We start from the raw sequence: 16,223 nt of genomic DNA, 5'->3' as shown, positions 1-16,223 counted from the left end.
GGAAAAACATGAAAGACATCAATGAATTGATTGAGCTTCTGGAGCTCAAAGAGGTAGAGAAGAATATTTTTATCGGTCAAAATTATCAGGCTCCATGGAACCGAGTATTTGGAGGGCAGGTGCTTTCTCAGGCCTTAAGTGCAGCATATAAAACTGTACCAAGCGATCGTTTTGTACATTCTATGCATGCTTATTTTCTGCTGGCAGGTGATATCAATATCCCACTTTATTTTGAAGTAGATGATGTAAGAGATGGTGGGAGCTTTACCACCAGAAGAGTGGTAGCTAAACAAAACGATGCTGTCATTTTTATTACCTCAATCTCTTTTCAGCTAAAACAAGAAGGCTATGACCACCAAATAGATATGCCGAATGTGGTGGGTCCAGAAGGTTTGAAATCAGATGAAGACATTGTAAATAAATACAAGCTCTTCATTCCTCAGAATATTTTGCAGGGTATCAAAACACGCCCTTTCGAATTCAGACCGGTAGAAAAATTGAGCCTTATGGACCGAAGCACTAAACCTCCTTTCAGGCATTATTGGTTTAAAGCCAAGGAAAAAGTAGAAGGTGATATCAGTATACATCAGAAATTACTGACTTACGTATCTGATTATAATCTTTTAACCACTGCTACACTTCCTCATACCAAAGGACCTATCCCGAAGGGTATTTTTATGGCAAGTCTTGATCACGCCATGTGGTTTCACAGAGATTTCAGAATAGACGAATGGCTACTTTACGCTTTGGACAGCCCAAGTGCATCAAACACCCGAGGATTCACCCGTGGAAACATTTTTACTCAGGAGGGAAAACTGGTGGCCTCGGTAGTACAAGAAGGCCTTATTAGAAAGAAGAAGTAAATACTTTAAAACCTATTGAACATCAATAAACATTATGAACCCATTTAATCATCTCACATTGCCACTGGTGGCAGCACCCATGTTTCTTATCTCAGGCCCTGAGTTGGTCATCGAATGTTGTAAAAACGGCATCGTCGGTACTTTCCCTGCTCTTAACCAAAGGAGTACAGAGGGCTTTGAAGAATGGGTAGTTCAGATTAAAACTGAACTCGAAAAATTTGAAAAGGAAACAGGCAAAAAAGCAGCACCTTTCGGAGTCAACCTCATCGTTCATCAGACCAATCCACGCATCATGGCCGACCTGGAAGTCGTGATTAAACATCAGGTTCCTCTGGTTATTACCTCACTGGGAGCTGTCTCTGACCTCGTAGACGCCGTACATGGTTATGGTGGTCTGGTATTTCATGATGTCATCAAAAAAAGACATGCAGAGAAAGCCGCAGAAGCCGGCGTTGATGGGTTAATACTCGTTTCAGCCGGAGCGGGTGGACACGGAGGTACATTGAACCCTATTCCGTTTGTGCAGGAAGTCAGAAGTTTTTTTGATAAAACCATACTGCTTTCGGGAGCCTTAAGCAATGGTGGAGACATTGCCACTGCTATGCAAATGGGTGCAGATCTAGCATATATGGGTACCCGATTTATCAATACTAATGAAGCCAGAGCCTCAGACGACTACCGCGAAATGATTAATGATAGCGGCACCAAAGATGTAGTGTATACCGCAGCGGTCTCTGGTGTGAATGCCAACTTCATGGTAAAATCTCTTGAAGAAAATGGCATTACTCAAGAAATGTGGGGAATGACCAAAAAAATAGATGTCTCTACAGAATTAGACGCCTCTAAAGCAGAAGCCAAAGCCTGGAAAACCATCTGGTCTGCGGGGCAAGGAGTAGCCACTATCAATGATTCTCTACCGGTCAAAGATTTGGTAAACAGAATGAAAAAAGAGTTTATCGAGGCTATTCAAAAGCAGCAAAAAATGCTTGAGCAATATGTATAGAGGTATCCTCACGTTTGCCATTGCAACTCTTTTTTTGGCTTGTCAGCAATCGACAGATTCTTCTGACCAGGCTAAACGAGAAAACGAGGAGAATAAAATTGATATACTAGCAACTTCTATTTCTGACACTCTTTTGATTGAGAAGTTCGGTGTAGAAGAATTTCCATCTGCCATAGACGGCTGTGCCTGCTATTATTGGCTTCCTGATGATGACAGAGCCTATATTTATGTTGACGATTATGCCAGAACAGCCTTTATAAAAGTGGATGGAGCCTTTGAAGAGTTAGAAGCGTATGATGTGTATTCAGATGGAGGCGTAATTCAGCAAAAGTGTAGATCTGAGCATTGGGGTCTGGAGGTTGACCTCAAATCTATTGGTCAGATTGATGAAACCGAGCAATATGCCGGCACTTTGAGAATATCAAATATCAGAGGAGAAGAGCAGGTATTAAAAATAAAAGGAGAGTGTGGTTGTTAGTCCACACTCTCCTTTATCCTACATAATTTCATCTTTATCAATAACTCCACAACCTATTCTGGCACCTGCTGCACCGGACGGTTGAGAAGAGAAATCGTCTTCTCCCTTGTGTATAATTATAGCCTTATTAAGAATATTCTTTTCTGGATCATCACAGCTCAGACACCAGGCATCTGTCGTTAATGTCATGACGGTCATGCTATCGCCAGGCGATTCCAGGTTTCCTATATCACCTACATGGTGAGAGCTTCCGCCCCATTTCCCATGATCTTCGTCCGTAGGGTTCCAGTGGCCATCTGCACTTTTACCATCTACGGCACTACAGTCACCCGTTTCATGAATATGAATGGCATGCTTACCTTTTCCAAGACCTATAATATTGACATCCATTTTCACTACACCCTCTGTTTCTGTAAAAGCTACCGTTCCAGATATATCTGAACCGCTTTTGCCTTCAATATCTGCCACAGCAGAAGTAATGTTAATTCCTTCCACCGCCTCAATTTCTGCCGGTATGTTATCGTCGTATTGTTCCTCTACCGTATTTGTACAAGCTGATAAAAATCCTATTGCCGCCAGGGGCACCATTAAATTCGTAAATTTCATGTATTCGTGTTTTTTGTTTTACAGAAATGGTTAAAAGGTTGTTCCGAACAAAAAACGTAGAATCTAGTCCACAAAAAAGGCCTCCATTAAGAGGCCCTGAAATTACTTTGTGCTGAATTTATACATTGTTGAGGTCTTGTACGTCTCACCTGGCCTCAATAGCGTGCTGGCATATTCTGGCTTGTTTGGAGCATCTGGAAAATGTTCCGTTTCTAAACAGAAGCCCCAGCGATAATCATATTTCACATCATCATGACCGACTAAACTACCATCAAGGAAATTACCAGTGTAAAACTGAACAGCCGGCTCAGTAGTGTATACCTGCATAAACCTACCAGTAGGCTCATGATACACCTCTGCACCCAGCTTCATCTCTTCTGAGCTATCGGTAAATACCCAGGCGTGATCATAACCACCACCAATTTTGATCTGCTCATTCGAAGTATCATTGATACGCTCACCTATTTTATGGGCCGAAGTAAAATCAAAAGGAGTTCCACTAACTGCAGCAGGATCTCCATAAGGTATTAAACCTTCATCCACCGGTAAATACTCATCGGCGTAGATGGTAACTTCATGATTCAAAACATCCTCAGAGAAAGCAGACAAATTGAAATAAGCATGATTAGTTAAGTTCACATGTGTAGCCTTATCTGTGGTCGCAGTATAATCAATCCTCAAAGCGTCATCTTTTTGAAGCGTGTAAACGACTTCAATGGTCAGATTTCCAGGAAACCCTCCGGCTCCATCCGGAGAGACCGTGGTTAATTTCAAAGTAGGTTCTTCTGCTTCTACTACCTCTGCATCCCATAATTGTCCGTCTACACCGGCACCGCTGCTGTGAAGGCTATTGGCACCATCATTGGCTACCAGGCTATACTCTTCACCATCAATCGTAAACTTGGCTCCTCCTATTCTATTACCAAATCTACCGACCAGTGTTCCGAAAAAAGAGGCTCCATCAAAATACTCGGGAAGCGTCTTCATTCCAAGATTAATGTTCTCGTAATTTCCATCACGATCTGTAGCTGTCCAGCTTACGATTTTGCCACCAAAATCTGTAATCTCTACAGTCATACCATTGGCATTTTTTAGGGTAAACAAAGATACCTCACTGCCATCTTCAAGCTGGCCCCATTCCTTTTGAGAAATTTCTGAAGCAGCAGTGGTCTGTGTCTCCTGACTTTCATTGCGGCAAGCCGCAAACAATAAAACGACAGAACAAAGAATAAATAGTTTTTTCATAGTAAAGAGGGTTGAATAAAGGGAAGGTCATAAAACCTTCCCTATTGTACTAACTGAAATAGGCCATTACGTATACCACAATAGCCACAATGAATAAGCTGGTCAAAATATCAATCAAACTAAAGCTTTGATTATTCTCTTTACGCTGTTCTTCTGAAACAGTATTAATGGTAAGTCCAGAAAGTGCAGCTTTATCAGGAGCCGGTGTAAATAAGGACACCAGAATAGTAGCCGCCACACAGTACAAGAAGAAGAAAGCTGAGAACTTCAGGAAGTTCATGCTGGCAAACTCATAAAGGAAACTATCAACCGGCAATGTATCTTCATATACCTCTAGAATTAAACGAATAGCGGCAATTATAATCCCGGTAAAGAGCGTAAACAATGCTCCCTTTGAGTTGATACGGCTAGAGAAAATCCCGAGTAAGAACACCGCAGTAATAGGAGGTGCAATATAAGACTGTACATTTTGTAAGTACTCATACAAGGTTCCACCAGCCAGTCTCTCGATAATAGGTACCCAAAGTACACCAAGTAGTACCACCACCCCAGTGGCAATTCGACCTACCTGCACCATACGCTCTTCTGAGGCGTCTGGTCTGAGTTTTTTGTAAATATCAATAGTAAATAAGGTAGAACAGCTATTGAAAACCGAAGCTAAAGATGACATCAAGGCCGCCATTAGACCTGCAGCCACCAAACCTCTCAAACCTGCCGGCAAAATGGCCATCATTAATGAAGGAAAAGCCTGATCTGGCGTATCCCATTCCAGCTCTCCTCTCATTTTTAATACTAAAGCAATAATGCCCGGGATTAGAAATAAGAAAAGGGGCATCAGTTTAAGGAAGGCTCCGAAAATACTACCTCTCCTACCCTCTTTAATGTTTTTTGCTGTAAGCACACGCTGTACAATCACTTGGTCTGTACACCAATACCAAATGCCCACAATGGTAGAAGATAAAGCCAGCCAGTGCCATGGATAATCTTTATCATCCATAGATCTCCACATGTTCATGTATTCAGGGCCAACTGTTTCACGAATACTCTCCCAGCCTCCGGCGGCATCAAGCCCCAGGAAGGTTAAACAAGCAGCACCAATTACTAAAATTATGGCCTGTAATGTCTCTGTGTAAACCACAGCCCTCATTCCACCAAGTACCGTGTAAATACCTGTCAAAATCACTGTAGCCAAGGCTCCTTGCATAAAGGTTACACCCAATAAGGTTGATATTACAATTCCACCGGCGTAAAGCGTTACAGAAACTTTTGTCAAAACATAAGCCGCCAGACTAAATAAGCTCAAAAACCATCGAGCTCTTGGGTCAAAACGCTTCTCTAAGAACTCTGGCATGGTAAACACTCCACTCCTGACATAAAATGGGAGGAATAACCAACCTAGAAGCACTACCACCCAGGCGTGTAGCTCATAAATTAATAACGGAAATTTATCGGCAGCACCAGAGCCGGCAAGACCCACCACGTGCTCAGAACCAATGTTTGAGGCAAAAATAGAAGCACCGACCACAAACCAGCCCATGTTTCTTCCGGCTAGAAAATAATCTTCACTATTGGATTGTTTTTGAGATACTACCCACCAGGCTACCCCAAGTAATAGAGCGAAATAACCTGCAATAACTACCCAGTCAAGGGTAACTAAAGAATTCATCATTGTATTTATAAGGTTAAGGTTGAAGGACTTCAGAAGTCCCTAGGCTTAATGTCAGACACAAAAAAGTAAATTTTATTCCTTCAAAACCAATGAATTGTGATTAAAGAGGAAATAATTGAATATTCCATTTGTGTCTTTTAGACACAATTGTACAAATAATTCATTGGACTTAAGAGAAATGAAGTAACTATTTTTTGACCACTCAATTAAACCTGAGTAGCCGCCTCAAAAAACATTTTGAATGCAGATATAGCGATTACTACTATCAGAACTCGATAAATCCATACCTCTGAATTTGGAATCTTTGAGATAAAACGAACGCCTATCCAAGCCCCGATGGACTGAAAAAGACCCATTAATAATCCATACGCAAAATGGACTTTATCATAATAAATGAAGAGTATTAATGCAGGTACGGTGAAGCATAAGACCATCAGTAATTTGATTCCGTTGGCTTGCTTCAAATTGTATTTGGAGACCAGTACCATGGCAGCCAATAGAAAAACCCCAACGCCAGCCTGAAGAAATCCGCCATAGAGACCAATGACAAAGAAAATCAAAATACTTTTCCAGCTCTTTCTGTTTTTACCCCCTTCAGACTCAGCTTTTAGCCACCTATTTGGCTTTAGCATGAGAACAATCAGCATAATGACCATTAGGGTGCCTATGCTGTAGTTCATCACTTTCTCATTCAAATCTACCGCAACTTTAGAACCTATTAATGCACCGATCACCGAAGGAATGGCCAGCCATTCAACTCCCTTAAACAAGCCCGGAAAAGTTTTATTGAAACGTTGGGTAGCTACCGCCGACTGCATAAAAACGCCGATTCTATTTGTAGCATTGGCCACAGATGGTGGCAAACCACAAATAAACATGAAAATGGGTAATGTTATCAGTGAACCGCTACCCGCCAGCGTATTGATAATACCGGTAAATATGCCGGCCACCACAAATAACAAAAACTCAGCAAGCGATAAATCTATACCCATGAACTATAATTTGCCCTAAAGGTAAAGAAATATTTAGCCTTGATTGATGCGATAGCTCAAGGTTAAATTAAACTGTCTTCTTCTAAACTGGCGATTGCTCTCTGTAAAGAAAGTTTCTCCCTGATTGATCGTTCTCATCCATCTTGAATTCAGGATATCAAGAACTGCAAAATTGATGGTACCTCTTCTTTGAAGAATGTCCTTCTTTAAAGCAAAATCAAAGAAATAAATAGCCTTTCTGCTACCCTGAGCAGTGTTTTGCGGAGCATCATAATTAGCTCTCAACTGTAGGTCCAGGTCGTTTGGCAAAAGAAATCTGGAAGTGTAACGAGCAAACCAACTATTGGTTTCTGTCTGGTACTGTTCAGAGATGTTACTACCGTCTATATTGGCATGAAAGAGATTGAAATTCATATCCATTTTCCACCATTCATAAGGGCTGTAATTGGCCGTAAATTCTATTCCATAGGCCTGCTCACCATTGAGGTTTTGTGGAAGAGTGGTAGAGAATCCATTGGCATCCACCTCTCTTATTCTGTCTATCAAATCTGTGGTATTGCGGTAATATACCGATGAGGTCAATGAGCCCTGCTCAAAGTTTTTCAGGTGACCGATCTCATAAACATCACTATACTCGGGATTCAGGTCAGGATTTCCACTTCTGAAGTTTCTACTATCAGAGACCGTCATAAACGGACTAAGGTCATTATATACAGGCCTTCTGATTCTTCGGCTGTAGCTCAGCTGCAAAGAGTTTTCATTTCCCACATCATACGTTAAATGTGCACTCGGGAAAAAATTGAAATAATTTCGGGGATTAACCTCACTAGTTTTTTCTAAAGTGGTGGTCACGTCTGTCCACTCTCCTCTTAGCCCAGCCTGAAAGCTAAATCGGTCAAATTTATTACCTATGATACCATAAACCGCCGAGATGTTTTCATCATACAAAAAGACATTATCAAGACCTGGTACTGGTGTCTCATTACCGGCTTCGTCAAGGTCATTAACCACATAGTCATTCTCCATATCTCTGAGTGAAGTACGGGCACCAAACTCAAACTTACCTTCTTTGGCGAATGGCTGTACATAGTCTAATTGAAATAAATACTGCTTCTCAAACTCGTCGTTCACAGAGTGCTGCACAAAAGTGTTAGGGATATCTACCTCACCATTGGCCAAAACTCCTGACTGTGTGAATAGCTGATCGCTGTTTTCCCAGTGGTCTAGAAAACGGAAGGTAGCATTTAGCTCATGCCCTTTTCGGGCAAATTCTCTTTTCCAGGTCAAAACCGTCTCAGACAAAGGCTCTGTTTCCTGCTCATCCTGATTTCTTACAATCCTTGTCAATGGATTTGAAAAGCTACCCAGATAGTCATTATAAATATTTTCGGTCAGTCGTTTCCCGTCTGATCTACTCAGCATATAAGATAATGTGAGGATACTTTTCTCTGAGAAATAAAAATCCAGTCCTCCACGCACATTATTATTAAGCCCGGCTACAGTACCTTCCGTAGACTGATCTAGCAAATAGGTTTCACCTTCGTCATAGACTTCCTGATAAAGATCACCCACGTACGGATTCTTATCATACGTAAGAGCGTAATTCACGAAGAAATTGACCTTTTTATGACGGTAATTTAAATTTAAAGCAGCTCCGTAATTGGCCGGCAAACCACTTATAAGCTGAACCGAACCGTTAAAACCCTGGCGACTTTCCTTTTTAAGAATGATATTGATTATTCCGGCCATACCTTCTGCCTCATATCTGGCAGATGGATTGGTAATAATCTCAACACGCTCTACCATGCTGGCCTGTAATGAAGCCAAGCCTGCTCCTCCTTTAAATGTCACTAAACCCGAAGGTTTTCCATCAATAAGGATTCTTACGTTATTGCTCCCTCTAAGCTTAATAGTACCATCAGGATCCACAGTCACAGAAGGGATATTGACCAGAATTTGCTGAGCAGAACCTCCGGCATTAGCCAAATCTTTTCCAACATTGAATACACGTTTATCCAAGGTCAATTCCATGCTGCTTCGCTCGGCCTGTACCACTACCTCGTCAAGATTTTGAGTAGAAGAACTCAGCTTTAATTCACCTAGATCTAATTGAGTATTCTCCTCATTCACCACGAAAAAAGGTGTAAATAATGCATCATAGCCAATAAACTCCACATTGGCATAATATTGACCGTAAGGCACATTAAGTGAAAATTTTCCGAGGTCGTCGGTAATATTGCCCTCTACCAATACACTATCCGCTGTGCTGAAAATTCTGATGGTAGAAAAAGCTAAAGGATCTGAACTCCCTTCATCAATTACTTTACCGGAGATAGTACCGGTTTGAGCCATGGCCGTGGCACACGACAAAAGGGTTAAAACAAAAGTGTTCTGTAAAAATTTCTTCATTAGAGTTGAATAAAATACCGACAAAGAAAGTCAAGAAATGAACAATAACTATCCTAAGGATAAGGGTTTAGCCGGTATAATAGACAGTTGAAAGGAATGTGGAGATAATTGGGTCTATTTTTTCAAAACCTGTGGATTTACACAGTAAAGCATATCTCCACTGAAATGAAATCTGATCAAATTCTCGGCAGCCAGTCTTGACATTTCATCTCTGGCCTCTACAGTAGCTGAGCCTATATGTGGCAGAATACAAACGTTTGGCATCTGTAGTAAGGGGTTATTTTTCTCCATGGGCTCCGGGTCCGTAACATCCAGGCCAGCTCCCCAGATTTCACCCTCTTGCAGGGCTCTGATCAGGCCATTCTCTTCATGAACTTTACCTCTGGAAGTATTAATAAATATGGCCGACGGCTTCATTTGACTAAAAGCCTCATAGTTAAAGATGTATCTTGTCTCTTCAGTTAAATTAGAATGCACAGAGAGCACATCACTCTTCTGTAAAAGTTCCTCAACAGACACTTTCATAGCCCCCAGCTCCTTCTTGGCTTTTTCGTTGTTTGATCGGTTACAATATATGATGGTCATGCCGTAAGCGGCCTTACACTTTCTGGCCATCTCATAACCTATGGCACCTAGGCCAAAAATCCCGAGGGTCTTACCGTATAACTCTTGCCCCAGATTGGCCTTTGGCCTGAAACTCCCCCAATTACCCGCTTCTATACGCTTGTGCATTTGAAAGAAGTTTCTGCTTACCGCAATCATCAGCCCGAAGGCAATATCTGAAGTAGCCCTGTTCATGGCCTGTGGAGCGTGACCTACGGGAATGTTCAATGCTGAGGCTGCCGCAATATCAATATGATCAAACCCCGCAGAAAAGGTAGAAATGGCTCGCAGATGAGCATTTTTCTCTAAAAAGCTTCGGTCAATCTTGTCTTTACTAGATGCCAATAAAAACTCAAAATCTCCACACAGCTTTGTCAACTCATCGTAGCTAAACGGAGAAGCAGAATCACCAACAGTCAGGTCAAAACCAGCTTCTCGAAGCAGGCTTAGGCCTTTCTCAGGAATATCAAGAGTAACAAGCGTTTTCATGAAGTTAGGGTTGAATAATTTCAAAAGTAGTTAATTGTAAGCGAGGATTGTTTGGGGACGTGGGGAAATGTTTTTTAGTGGCGATTAGCATTGGGCTTTGGGCTTTCAGCTTTTTGTTCTCGGCTTTAGGCTGACGGCTTTCTGCACTCGGCTATTCGTGGAACGCTGACTGCTAACTGCTAACTGCCGACTGCTCCCTTCTCAAAACACCCCCTTCTATAACAAAATCCACCCTCCCCTTTTGACTCAACAAAACAATCTGTAAAATCGTAGAACAGTGAGATAGACTATGAAAACTCTCTTTCAGAAGATCGGACCCGGATTATTGGTAGCTGCGGCAGGTATAGGTGCTGGTGATATGATTATCAGCATTCAGACGGGACTAGAGTTTCGTTGGATTTACCCTTTGGTGGTTATTTTGGCTTGTGTGTTAAAATACACCATAACCGAGGGAATTGCTCGTCATCAATTAGCCTCTGGGAAATCAATCATAGAAAGATGGAACCTGACTATGCCCTTGGCTCCTCGAATTTTATTTATGCTCTTTTTTCTATTGTGGTCATACATGGTTGCGGCTGCCTTGATTTCTACTACCGGACTAGCCGCCTCCACTATCTTTGGAGGACTTACCAAAGAGTGGTGGGCCGCTTTGAGTAGTCTAATGGCATTCGTCCTGGTTTATTTTGGCAAATACAGTTTCATTGAAAAAATAACTACTGTTCTCATCCTCTTGATGTTTGGCATTCTGGTACCTGCGGCCATCTATTATCTTTTCCAACCAGATCAGGCCATTACGGAAACAAAGCAATATCAGCCTTTGACGCTAATCATGTCTATGCTCGGAGGGGTGGGTGGCAGTGTGACCATGTTGAGTTATAGTTATTGGGCTTCCGAAAAAAGCTGGACCGCCAAAGAGGGTATTGCCAAAAGCAAAACAGACCTCCGCTTATCGTATATAATTACTGGAGTCTTCATCATCTGCTTAATGCTCATTACGTATAAAATGGATAAATCTGGTCAACTAAGATCAGGCACGGACCTTATCTTTGGCCTTGCCGCTGCTTTTGAAAATCTTTACGGTTCTGCCGGTAGTTTCTTACTGAAAACATGTTTCTGGGGCGTGGCGTTTTCCTCTTTATTGGCAGTATGGAGCGGAGTGCCATATCTTTTTGAGGACTTTTATAATGGTGTTTTACAAAAAGACCAGGAACCTTCTATTTCTTCAAAACCCTATCGCTATTTTCTCATTTTTCTGACAATAGTCCCCCTTGCCACAGCATTATTCCAAAATGCCATCAAAACAGTCATCAATTACACCCTAATATCTTCTTTCTTCGTTTTAGGTATTTCGTTGACACTTTTAGTGGTCAATAATAAAAAAGAATGGATGGGCGAATTCACCAACAAAACCGTAGAGAGAGTCATTCTATCTCTGGCACTTATCGTCTTTGGCGGTTTACTGATTTGGCAGGTGGTAGGGTAAAGCTAGAAGAGAAAAGTCCAATCCGCAGAATCAATTTTAATCCTCACTATTGCTAATTAATTCACCAACCATTTTTTGAAAAGCTAGAACTCTTGTGATGATGAGTTCAATAATAGCCTTTTACGAGGAATGCCAAACTTAATTTTAGTTAAGTCTATTAAATGTGAAGACGGACTTTAAATATTTAATCTAAAGAAGGCCTTAAAATCTTGATGTATGAATGGTAAATCTTTAATTCTCAAGTATCGGAGGCCAAACCCAATTCTATTTTTCGAATTTTTACCCCAACTTGGCTGGAGACCCAAGCCTACTGGTATACCGACACCAAGGTTTCTTTTCCATGCATAGAGATCACCTGTTGTGCTTACCTTTATGTTCGTTTGAAGCCCTGCCTCTGCATACAAATAACTCTTCAACCTTGGATTGGTAAATGCGTGCTGTAATAGAACAGCACCACTAATAAAACTAGCCGTCCTAGCAATTTCTGATATTGAATTCACTTCAAATCCAAACTCAAATTGACCGATAAGTCTTCGATTATTTTCTGTCCGGCCCAAAACTTGTCTAAAGTATTTTAAACCTCCCATATTATTGGGTGCATACTTTATATAACCCCCCAAATCATACATGGGATAATTAGAATTACCTATCCCTCCATAAACTAAAAGACCACCTCTTGTTTCCGCTTTTTCTATATAGTGACTGTAGGTAATTTCATTATCCACGCATTCATTATAGCTCAAAAACGCCTGTTTAAGAGACTTTATGTCATACTTAATTGCCTTAATTAGCTCATGCCTATTATTACACTCAGCAAAAAGCCTATTGAACTGTTGAATGTCTACTTGCTGCTCATATATCTTGTTACCTTTTTTTACAGCTTTTGGCTTGTCCAACTGTTCGACGAAACCGTCTTTAATTGAATAAAATGAATTGTCAACACTATATAATGAAAGCTTAGATTCTACAATTGCCAGAGCAAACAAACAAGATTTTTTGTCACCCGTATAAAGGCACAAACTTCTAAATAAGAGGTTTTCATACTTAAATCCATGAATGTAATTGGGTGAGATAAACCTTGGCTTGTCTCCCATTTTTTCACAAAACTCAATACCATCTGAAAGGTCGACAATCTTTTCATACTGGATGAAACCTTTCATAGAGTCCTCTGGAGATACATAGATCGTCGCCTCAATCATTTCTTGACCCAACACAGATGGACAAATTGAAATGGAAAGGATGACAGTTATGAAAAGTCTAAATTGAAAGTTGAGTGGATTACTACTTAAAATTTTCATTTTAAATAAGCGAGTATGTTAAAAATTTAATTCTGGAAAGGAAATAATATCATTGAATCAACAAAACTTGAATAAATACACCTTGCATCCCGTGCAGCCATTTATTTCAATTACTGCTTTAATTATCAATTCTTAATTCCCTCAACGTGTTAATGATAAGTCTTGAGACTAAATCATACTCTCTTAGAAATATTATCATGCATCTGAGTCAAGGTAGTCTTCAGATCGTATTTCCAGTCCCAGCCCGGATAATGTTCTTTAAACTTACTAAGGTCTGAAATATACCAGATATGATCACCTATTCTGTTGTCGTCAGAAAGGCTGTAATTCATTTTATTGCCTGTAATCTCTTCACAAAGAGCTATCCCTTCCATCATAGAGCAGTTAGAGAACCTTCCGCCACCAGCATTATATACTTCAGCCACTCTTGGAGCCTGATAGAAATGCCAGAACATATTCACCAGATCCCAGCTGTGGATATTATCACGAACCTGCTTTCCCTTATAACCAAAGATGGTGTAGTGGTTGCCCGTAATAGCACATTTCATAAGATAAGCAAGGAATCCATGAAGCTGTGCCCCAGAGTGATTAGGCCCTGTTAAACAACCTCCGCGGAACACTCCTGTTTTCATCCCGAAATAACGACCGTACTCCTGTACCAGCACATCAGCAGCTACTTTAGATGCTCCAAACAATGAGTGCTTGGTATGGTCAATACTCATTTCTTCGTCGATACCATTTTTGAAATACGCATGATCTTCAGCGATCTCCCAACGTGTTTCTTTCTCTTCCAATGGAAGGAAGTTCGGGTTATCGCCGTAAACCTTATTGGTAGAAGTGAAAATAAATACAGCTTCAGGACAATGCTGGCGTGTCATTTCTAACATCACCAACGTACCATTTGCATTCACCGTAAAATCCATGAAAGGCTCACGTGCTGCCCAGTCATGAGAAGGCTGTGCTGCAGTATGTATGATCAGCTTGATGTCATTGCCGTACTCTGCAAAAATCTTCCCGATTTCCTCTTCAGAACGTATATCTGCCTGATAGTGCTTATAATTTGAGAACTGATCTTCAATTCTCTTTTTGTTCCATTCGGTAGAGGCTTCATCTCCGAAAAAATAAGCTCTTAGGTTGTTATCGATACCGATAACCAAGTCAAACTTATCAGACATAAAAGCTACAGATTCTGATCCAATTAAACCAGCTGAGCCAGTTACTACGGCTATATTCATTTTGTTGTAAAGTTTTTAAGCAAAAAAGCGAACAGCCCCGAAGAACCGCTCGCGTTTTTATTCTAATATTATCAAACCAGGATTATTGTCCATAAAGCTTTTCCTTGATGGCCGTTGGTCTGGCAGCATCTTCAGGTGAAGCTTCATATTGCTGTTGTAGCTGACGAGCAGGAGCGTCCGGGCCATCGCCATAAACTCTTTCATTGCCCTCATTAACGTCTTTCTGCTCTATGGTATTGTTTTTCTGATAGTCGCAAGAGCTTAATGCTACTACTCCAGCCATCAAGAATAAAAATCCTAATTTTTTCATTCGTATCTCTGTAATAATAAATTTGCACAAATTTAAGATTGAGGCCTTGAACAGCCAAAATTTATTGGACTTAATCTTTAATCCAAGGTGAAAGTCAATCACCTACATACCAAATTAAGACTTCTGACATAGAACAGCCGATGCTTAACATCGGGCATCAGACACCAAAAAAGACATGAAATACGACGTAATCGTAATAGGCGGAGGAATTGTAGGACTGGCCACTGCTTTGAAAATAAAACAACAAAAACCGCAGACCCGTCTCTTGGTTTTAGAAAAAGAAGACGGCCCTGCCAAACACCAAACGGGGAATAACTCTGGTGTTATTCACTCAGGCTTGTATTATAAACCAGGAAGCCTGAAGGCCAAAAACTGTATTGACGGCTACCATCAATTGATCGACTTCTGTAATAAAGAAGACATCAAATACGAGTTATGTGGTAAAATCGTGGTAGCTACCCGTGAAGAACAATTGCCCATTCTTGAAACTCTTTTTACGCGAGGTAATGAGAATGGTCTGACCAATCTGGAATATCTGAATCAGGAACAAATGCGTGAAATAGAGCCGCATGTAGCAGGAATCAAAGGCATTAAAGTTCCACAGACAGGAATTATAGATTATAATGCAGTTAGTGAGAAATATGCCGAAAAAGTACAGGAGCTTGACGGTGAAATAAGATACGGAGAGCGAGTTTATTCTATTTCAGAATTAGACGGAAACTCAACAGTGGTAACCACCAAAGGAAGTTACGAGACCTCGCTGGTGGTGAATTGCGGGGGCTTATACTCTGATAAAGTAGCTCAAATGACAGAGGATGATAAAATTAACCTCAAAATAGTCCCTTTCAGAGGAGAATATTATGAGCTAAAACCAGAGAAACAGTATCTGGTTAAGCATTTGATTTACCCAGTCCCTGATCCAAACTTCCCGTTTTTAGGGGTTCATTTTACCAGAATGGTGAATGGCGGAGTAGAAGCCGGGCCTAACGCCGTATTGGCTTTTAGAAGAGAGGGATACAAGAAAACAGATTTTAAATTCTCTGAACTTAAGGAGACCTTAATGTGGCCTGGTTTTCAGAAAGTTGCTAAAAAATACTGGAGAACAGGAATGGGTGAGTATTACAGATCATTTTCAAAAGCCGCTTTTACCAAGGCTTTGCAAGAGCTCATACCAGAAATACAGGCGGATGATCTGATTCCAGGAGGTGCCGGTGTAAGAGCCCAGGCTTGTGACTATTCAGGTGGGTTATTAGATGATTTTGCGATAATTGAGAACAAACAAGCCATTAATGTCTGTAATGCTCCGTCACCAGCAGCTACCAGCTCACTTTCTATAGGTCAAACCGTGAGTGAAATGGTTTTAAAAAGACTTGTTTAGATTTTCTAATATCTAGCATTAAACACCATTAAGTCATCAAAATCTAAAGAACTAAACAAAGATGGATATTGATGGGCTAAGCCCTATCAATTCCCTAAATTGCCAAAGAATTAAAGTATTACTCTACTAAGTTGGTAGAGTAATAGCAAACCACTTAATTTG

General features: G+C 40.8%; 14 protein-coding genes. 5 read left to right on the top strand and 9 right to left on the bottom strand.

Annotated elements, in window-relative coordinates:
• Window positions 1–8: 8 nt before the first annotated feature.
• Genes ACUXV0_RS15730 through ACUXV0_RS15720 form a run of 3 tightly spaced genes read left to right on the top strand, consistent with a single transcriptional unit; the run spans window position 9 to window position 2,344 of the window.
• On the top strand, window positions 9–863 hold the full coding sequence (locus tag ACUXV0_RS15730; RefSeq protein ID WP_446190527.1) for an acyl-CoA thioesterase: 855 nt from the start codon (window positions 9–11) through the stop codon (window positions 861–863).
• 34 nt (window positions 864–897) lie between these two features.
• Window positions 898–1,866: an NAD(P)H-dependent flavin oxidoreductase gene (locus ACUXV0_RS15725; RefSeq protein ID WP_446190526.1), complete on the top strand. Its 969-nt coding sequence runs from the start codon at window positions 898–900 to the stop codon at window positions 1,864–1,866.
• Window positions 1,859–2,344 (top strand): hypothetical protein, encoded by a 486-nt coding sequence (locus ACUXV0_RS15720; protein ID WP_446190525.1) that lies wholly within the window; start codon window positions 1,859–1,861, stop codon window positions 2,342–2,344. The genes ACUXV0_RS15725 and ACUXV0_RS15720 overlap by 8 nt, the downstream gene beginning before the upstream one ends.
• 18 nt (window positions 2,345–2,362) lie before the next feature.
• On the opposite strand, the gene ACUXV0_RS15715 is transcribed toward ACUXV0_RS15720, so the two are convergent.
• From ACUXV0_RS15715 to ACUXV0_RS15690, 6 genes are all read right to left on the bottom strand, one after another.
• Window positions 2,363–2,950, bottom strand: a complete 588-nt coding sequence (locus ACUXV0_RS15715) for a superoxide dismutase family protein (RefSeq protein WP_446190524.1) — start codon at window positions 2,948–2,950, stop codon at window positions 2,363–2,365.
• Window positions 2,951–3,052: 102 nt separating this feature from the next.
• Entirely contained in the window at window positions 3,053–4,195 is a 1,143-nt protein-coding gene (locus ACUXV0_RS15710; protein ID WP_446190523.1) for an aldose epimerase family protein, read from the bottom strand.
• 49 nt (window positions 4,196–4,244) lie between these two features.
• Window positions 4,245–5,864, bottom strand: coding sequence for a sodium:solute symporter (locus ACUXV0_RS15705; protein WP_446190522.1), 1,620 nt, complete (start codon window positions 5,862–5,864; stop codon window positions 4,245–4,247).
• 206 nt (window positions 5,865–6,070) lie between these two features.
• Complete coding sequence (locus tag ACUXV0_RS15700) at window positions 6,071–6,856, bottom strand: sulfite exporter TauE/SafE family protein (RefSeq protein WP_446190521.1); 786 nt, start codon at window positions 6,854–6,856, stop codon at window positions 6,071–6,073.
• Window positions 6,857–6,889: 33 nt separating this feature from the next.
• Complete coding sequence (locus ACUXV0_RS15695) at window positions 6,890–9,265, bottom strand: TonB-dependent receptor domain-containing protein (protein WP_446190520.1); 2,376 nt, start codon at window positions 9,263–9,265, stop codon at window positions 6,890–6,892.
• Window positions 9,266–9,379: 114 nt separating this feature from the next.
• On the bottom strand, window positions 9,380–10,357 hold the full coding sequence (locus ACUXV0_RS15690; RefSeq protein WP_446190519.1) for a 2-hydroxyacid dehydrogenase: 978 nt from the start codon (window positions 10,355–10,357) through the stop codon (window positions 9,380–9,382).
• Between the two features lie 289 nt (window positions 10,358–10,646).
• On the opposite strand from ACUXV0_RS15690, the gene ACUXV0_RS15685 reads away from it, so the two are divergent.
• Entirely contained in the window at window positions 10,647–11,840 is a 1,194-nt protein-coding gene (locus ACUXV0_RS15685; RefSeq protein ID WP_446190518.1) for an Nramp family divalent metal transporter, read from the top strand.
• Between the two features lie 176 nt (window positions 11,841–12,016).
• Here the strand turns inward: ACUXV0_RS15685 and ACUXV0_RS15680 are convergent, their stop codons facing one another.
• From ACUXV0_RS15680 to ACUXV0_RS15670, 3 genes are all read right to left on the bottom strand, one after another.
• Complete coding sequence (locus tag ACUXV0_RS15680) at window positions 12,017–13,138, bottom strand: hypothetical protein (protein ID WP_446190517.1); 1,122 nt, start codon at window positions 13,136–13,138, stop codon at window positions 12,017–12,019.
• Window positions 13,139–13,311: 173 nt separating this feature from the next.
• Window positions 13,312–14,373, bottom strand: a complete 1,062-nt coding sequence (locus ACUXV0_RS15675) for an NAD-dependent epimerase/dehydratase family protein (RefSeq protein ID WP_446190516.1) — start codon at window positions 14,371–14,373, stop codon at window positions 13,312–13,314.
• A gap of 82 nt (window positions 14,374–14,455) precedes the next feature.
• Window positions 14,456–14,683 carry a hypothetical protein gene (locus ACUXV0_RS15670; RefSeq protein WP_446190515.1) on the bottom strand — a complete coding sequence of 76 codons (228 nt, stop codon included), beginning with the start codon at window positions 14,681–14,683 and terminating at the stop codon, window positions 14,456–14,458.
• A 175-nt stretch (window positions 14,684–14,858) separates the two neighbouring features.
• On the opposite strand from ACUXV0_RS15670, the gene lhgO reads away from it, so the two are divergent.
• On the top strand, window positions 14,859–16,061 hold the full coding sequence (gene lhgO, locus ACUXV0_RS15665; protein WP_446190514.1) for an L-2-hydroxyglutarate oxidase: 1,203 nt from the start codon (window positions 14,859–14,861) through the stop codon (window positions 16,059–16,061).
• Window positions 16,062–16,223: the final 162 nt, after the last annotated feature.

It is taken from the genome of Jiulongibacter sp. NS-SX5, from assembly GCF_052828545.1.
This window is presented reverse-complemented; position numbering and strand designations above follow the sequence as displayed.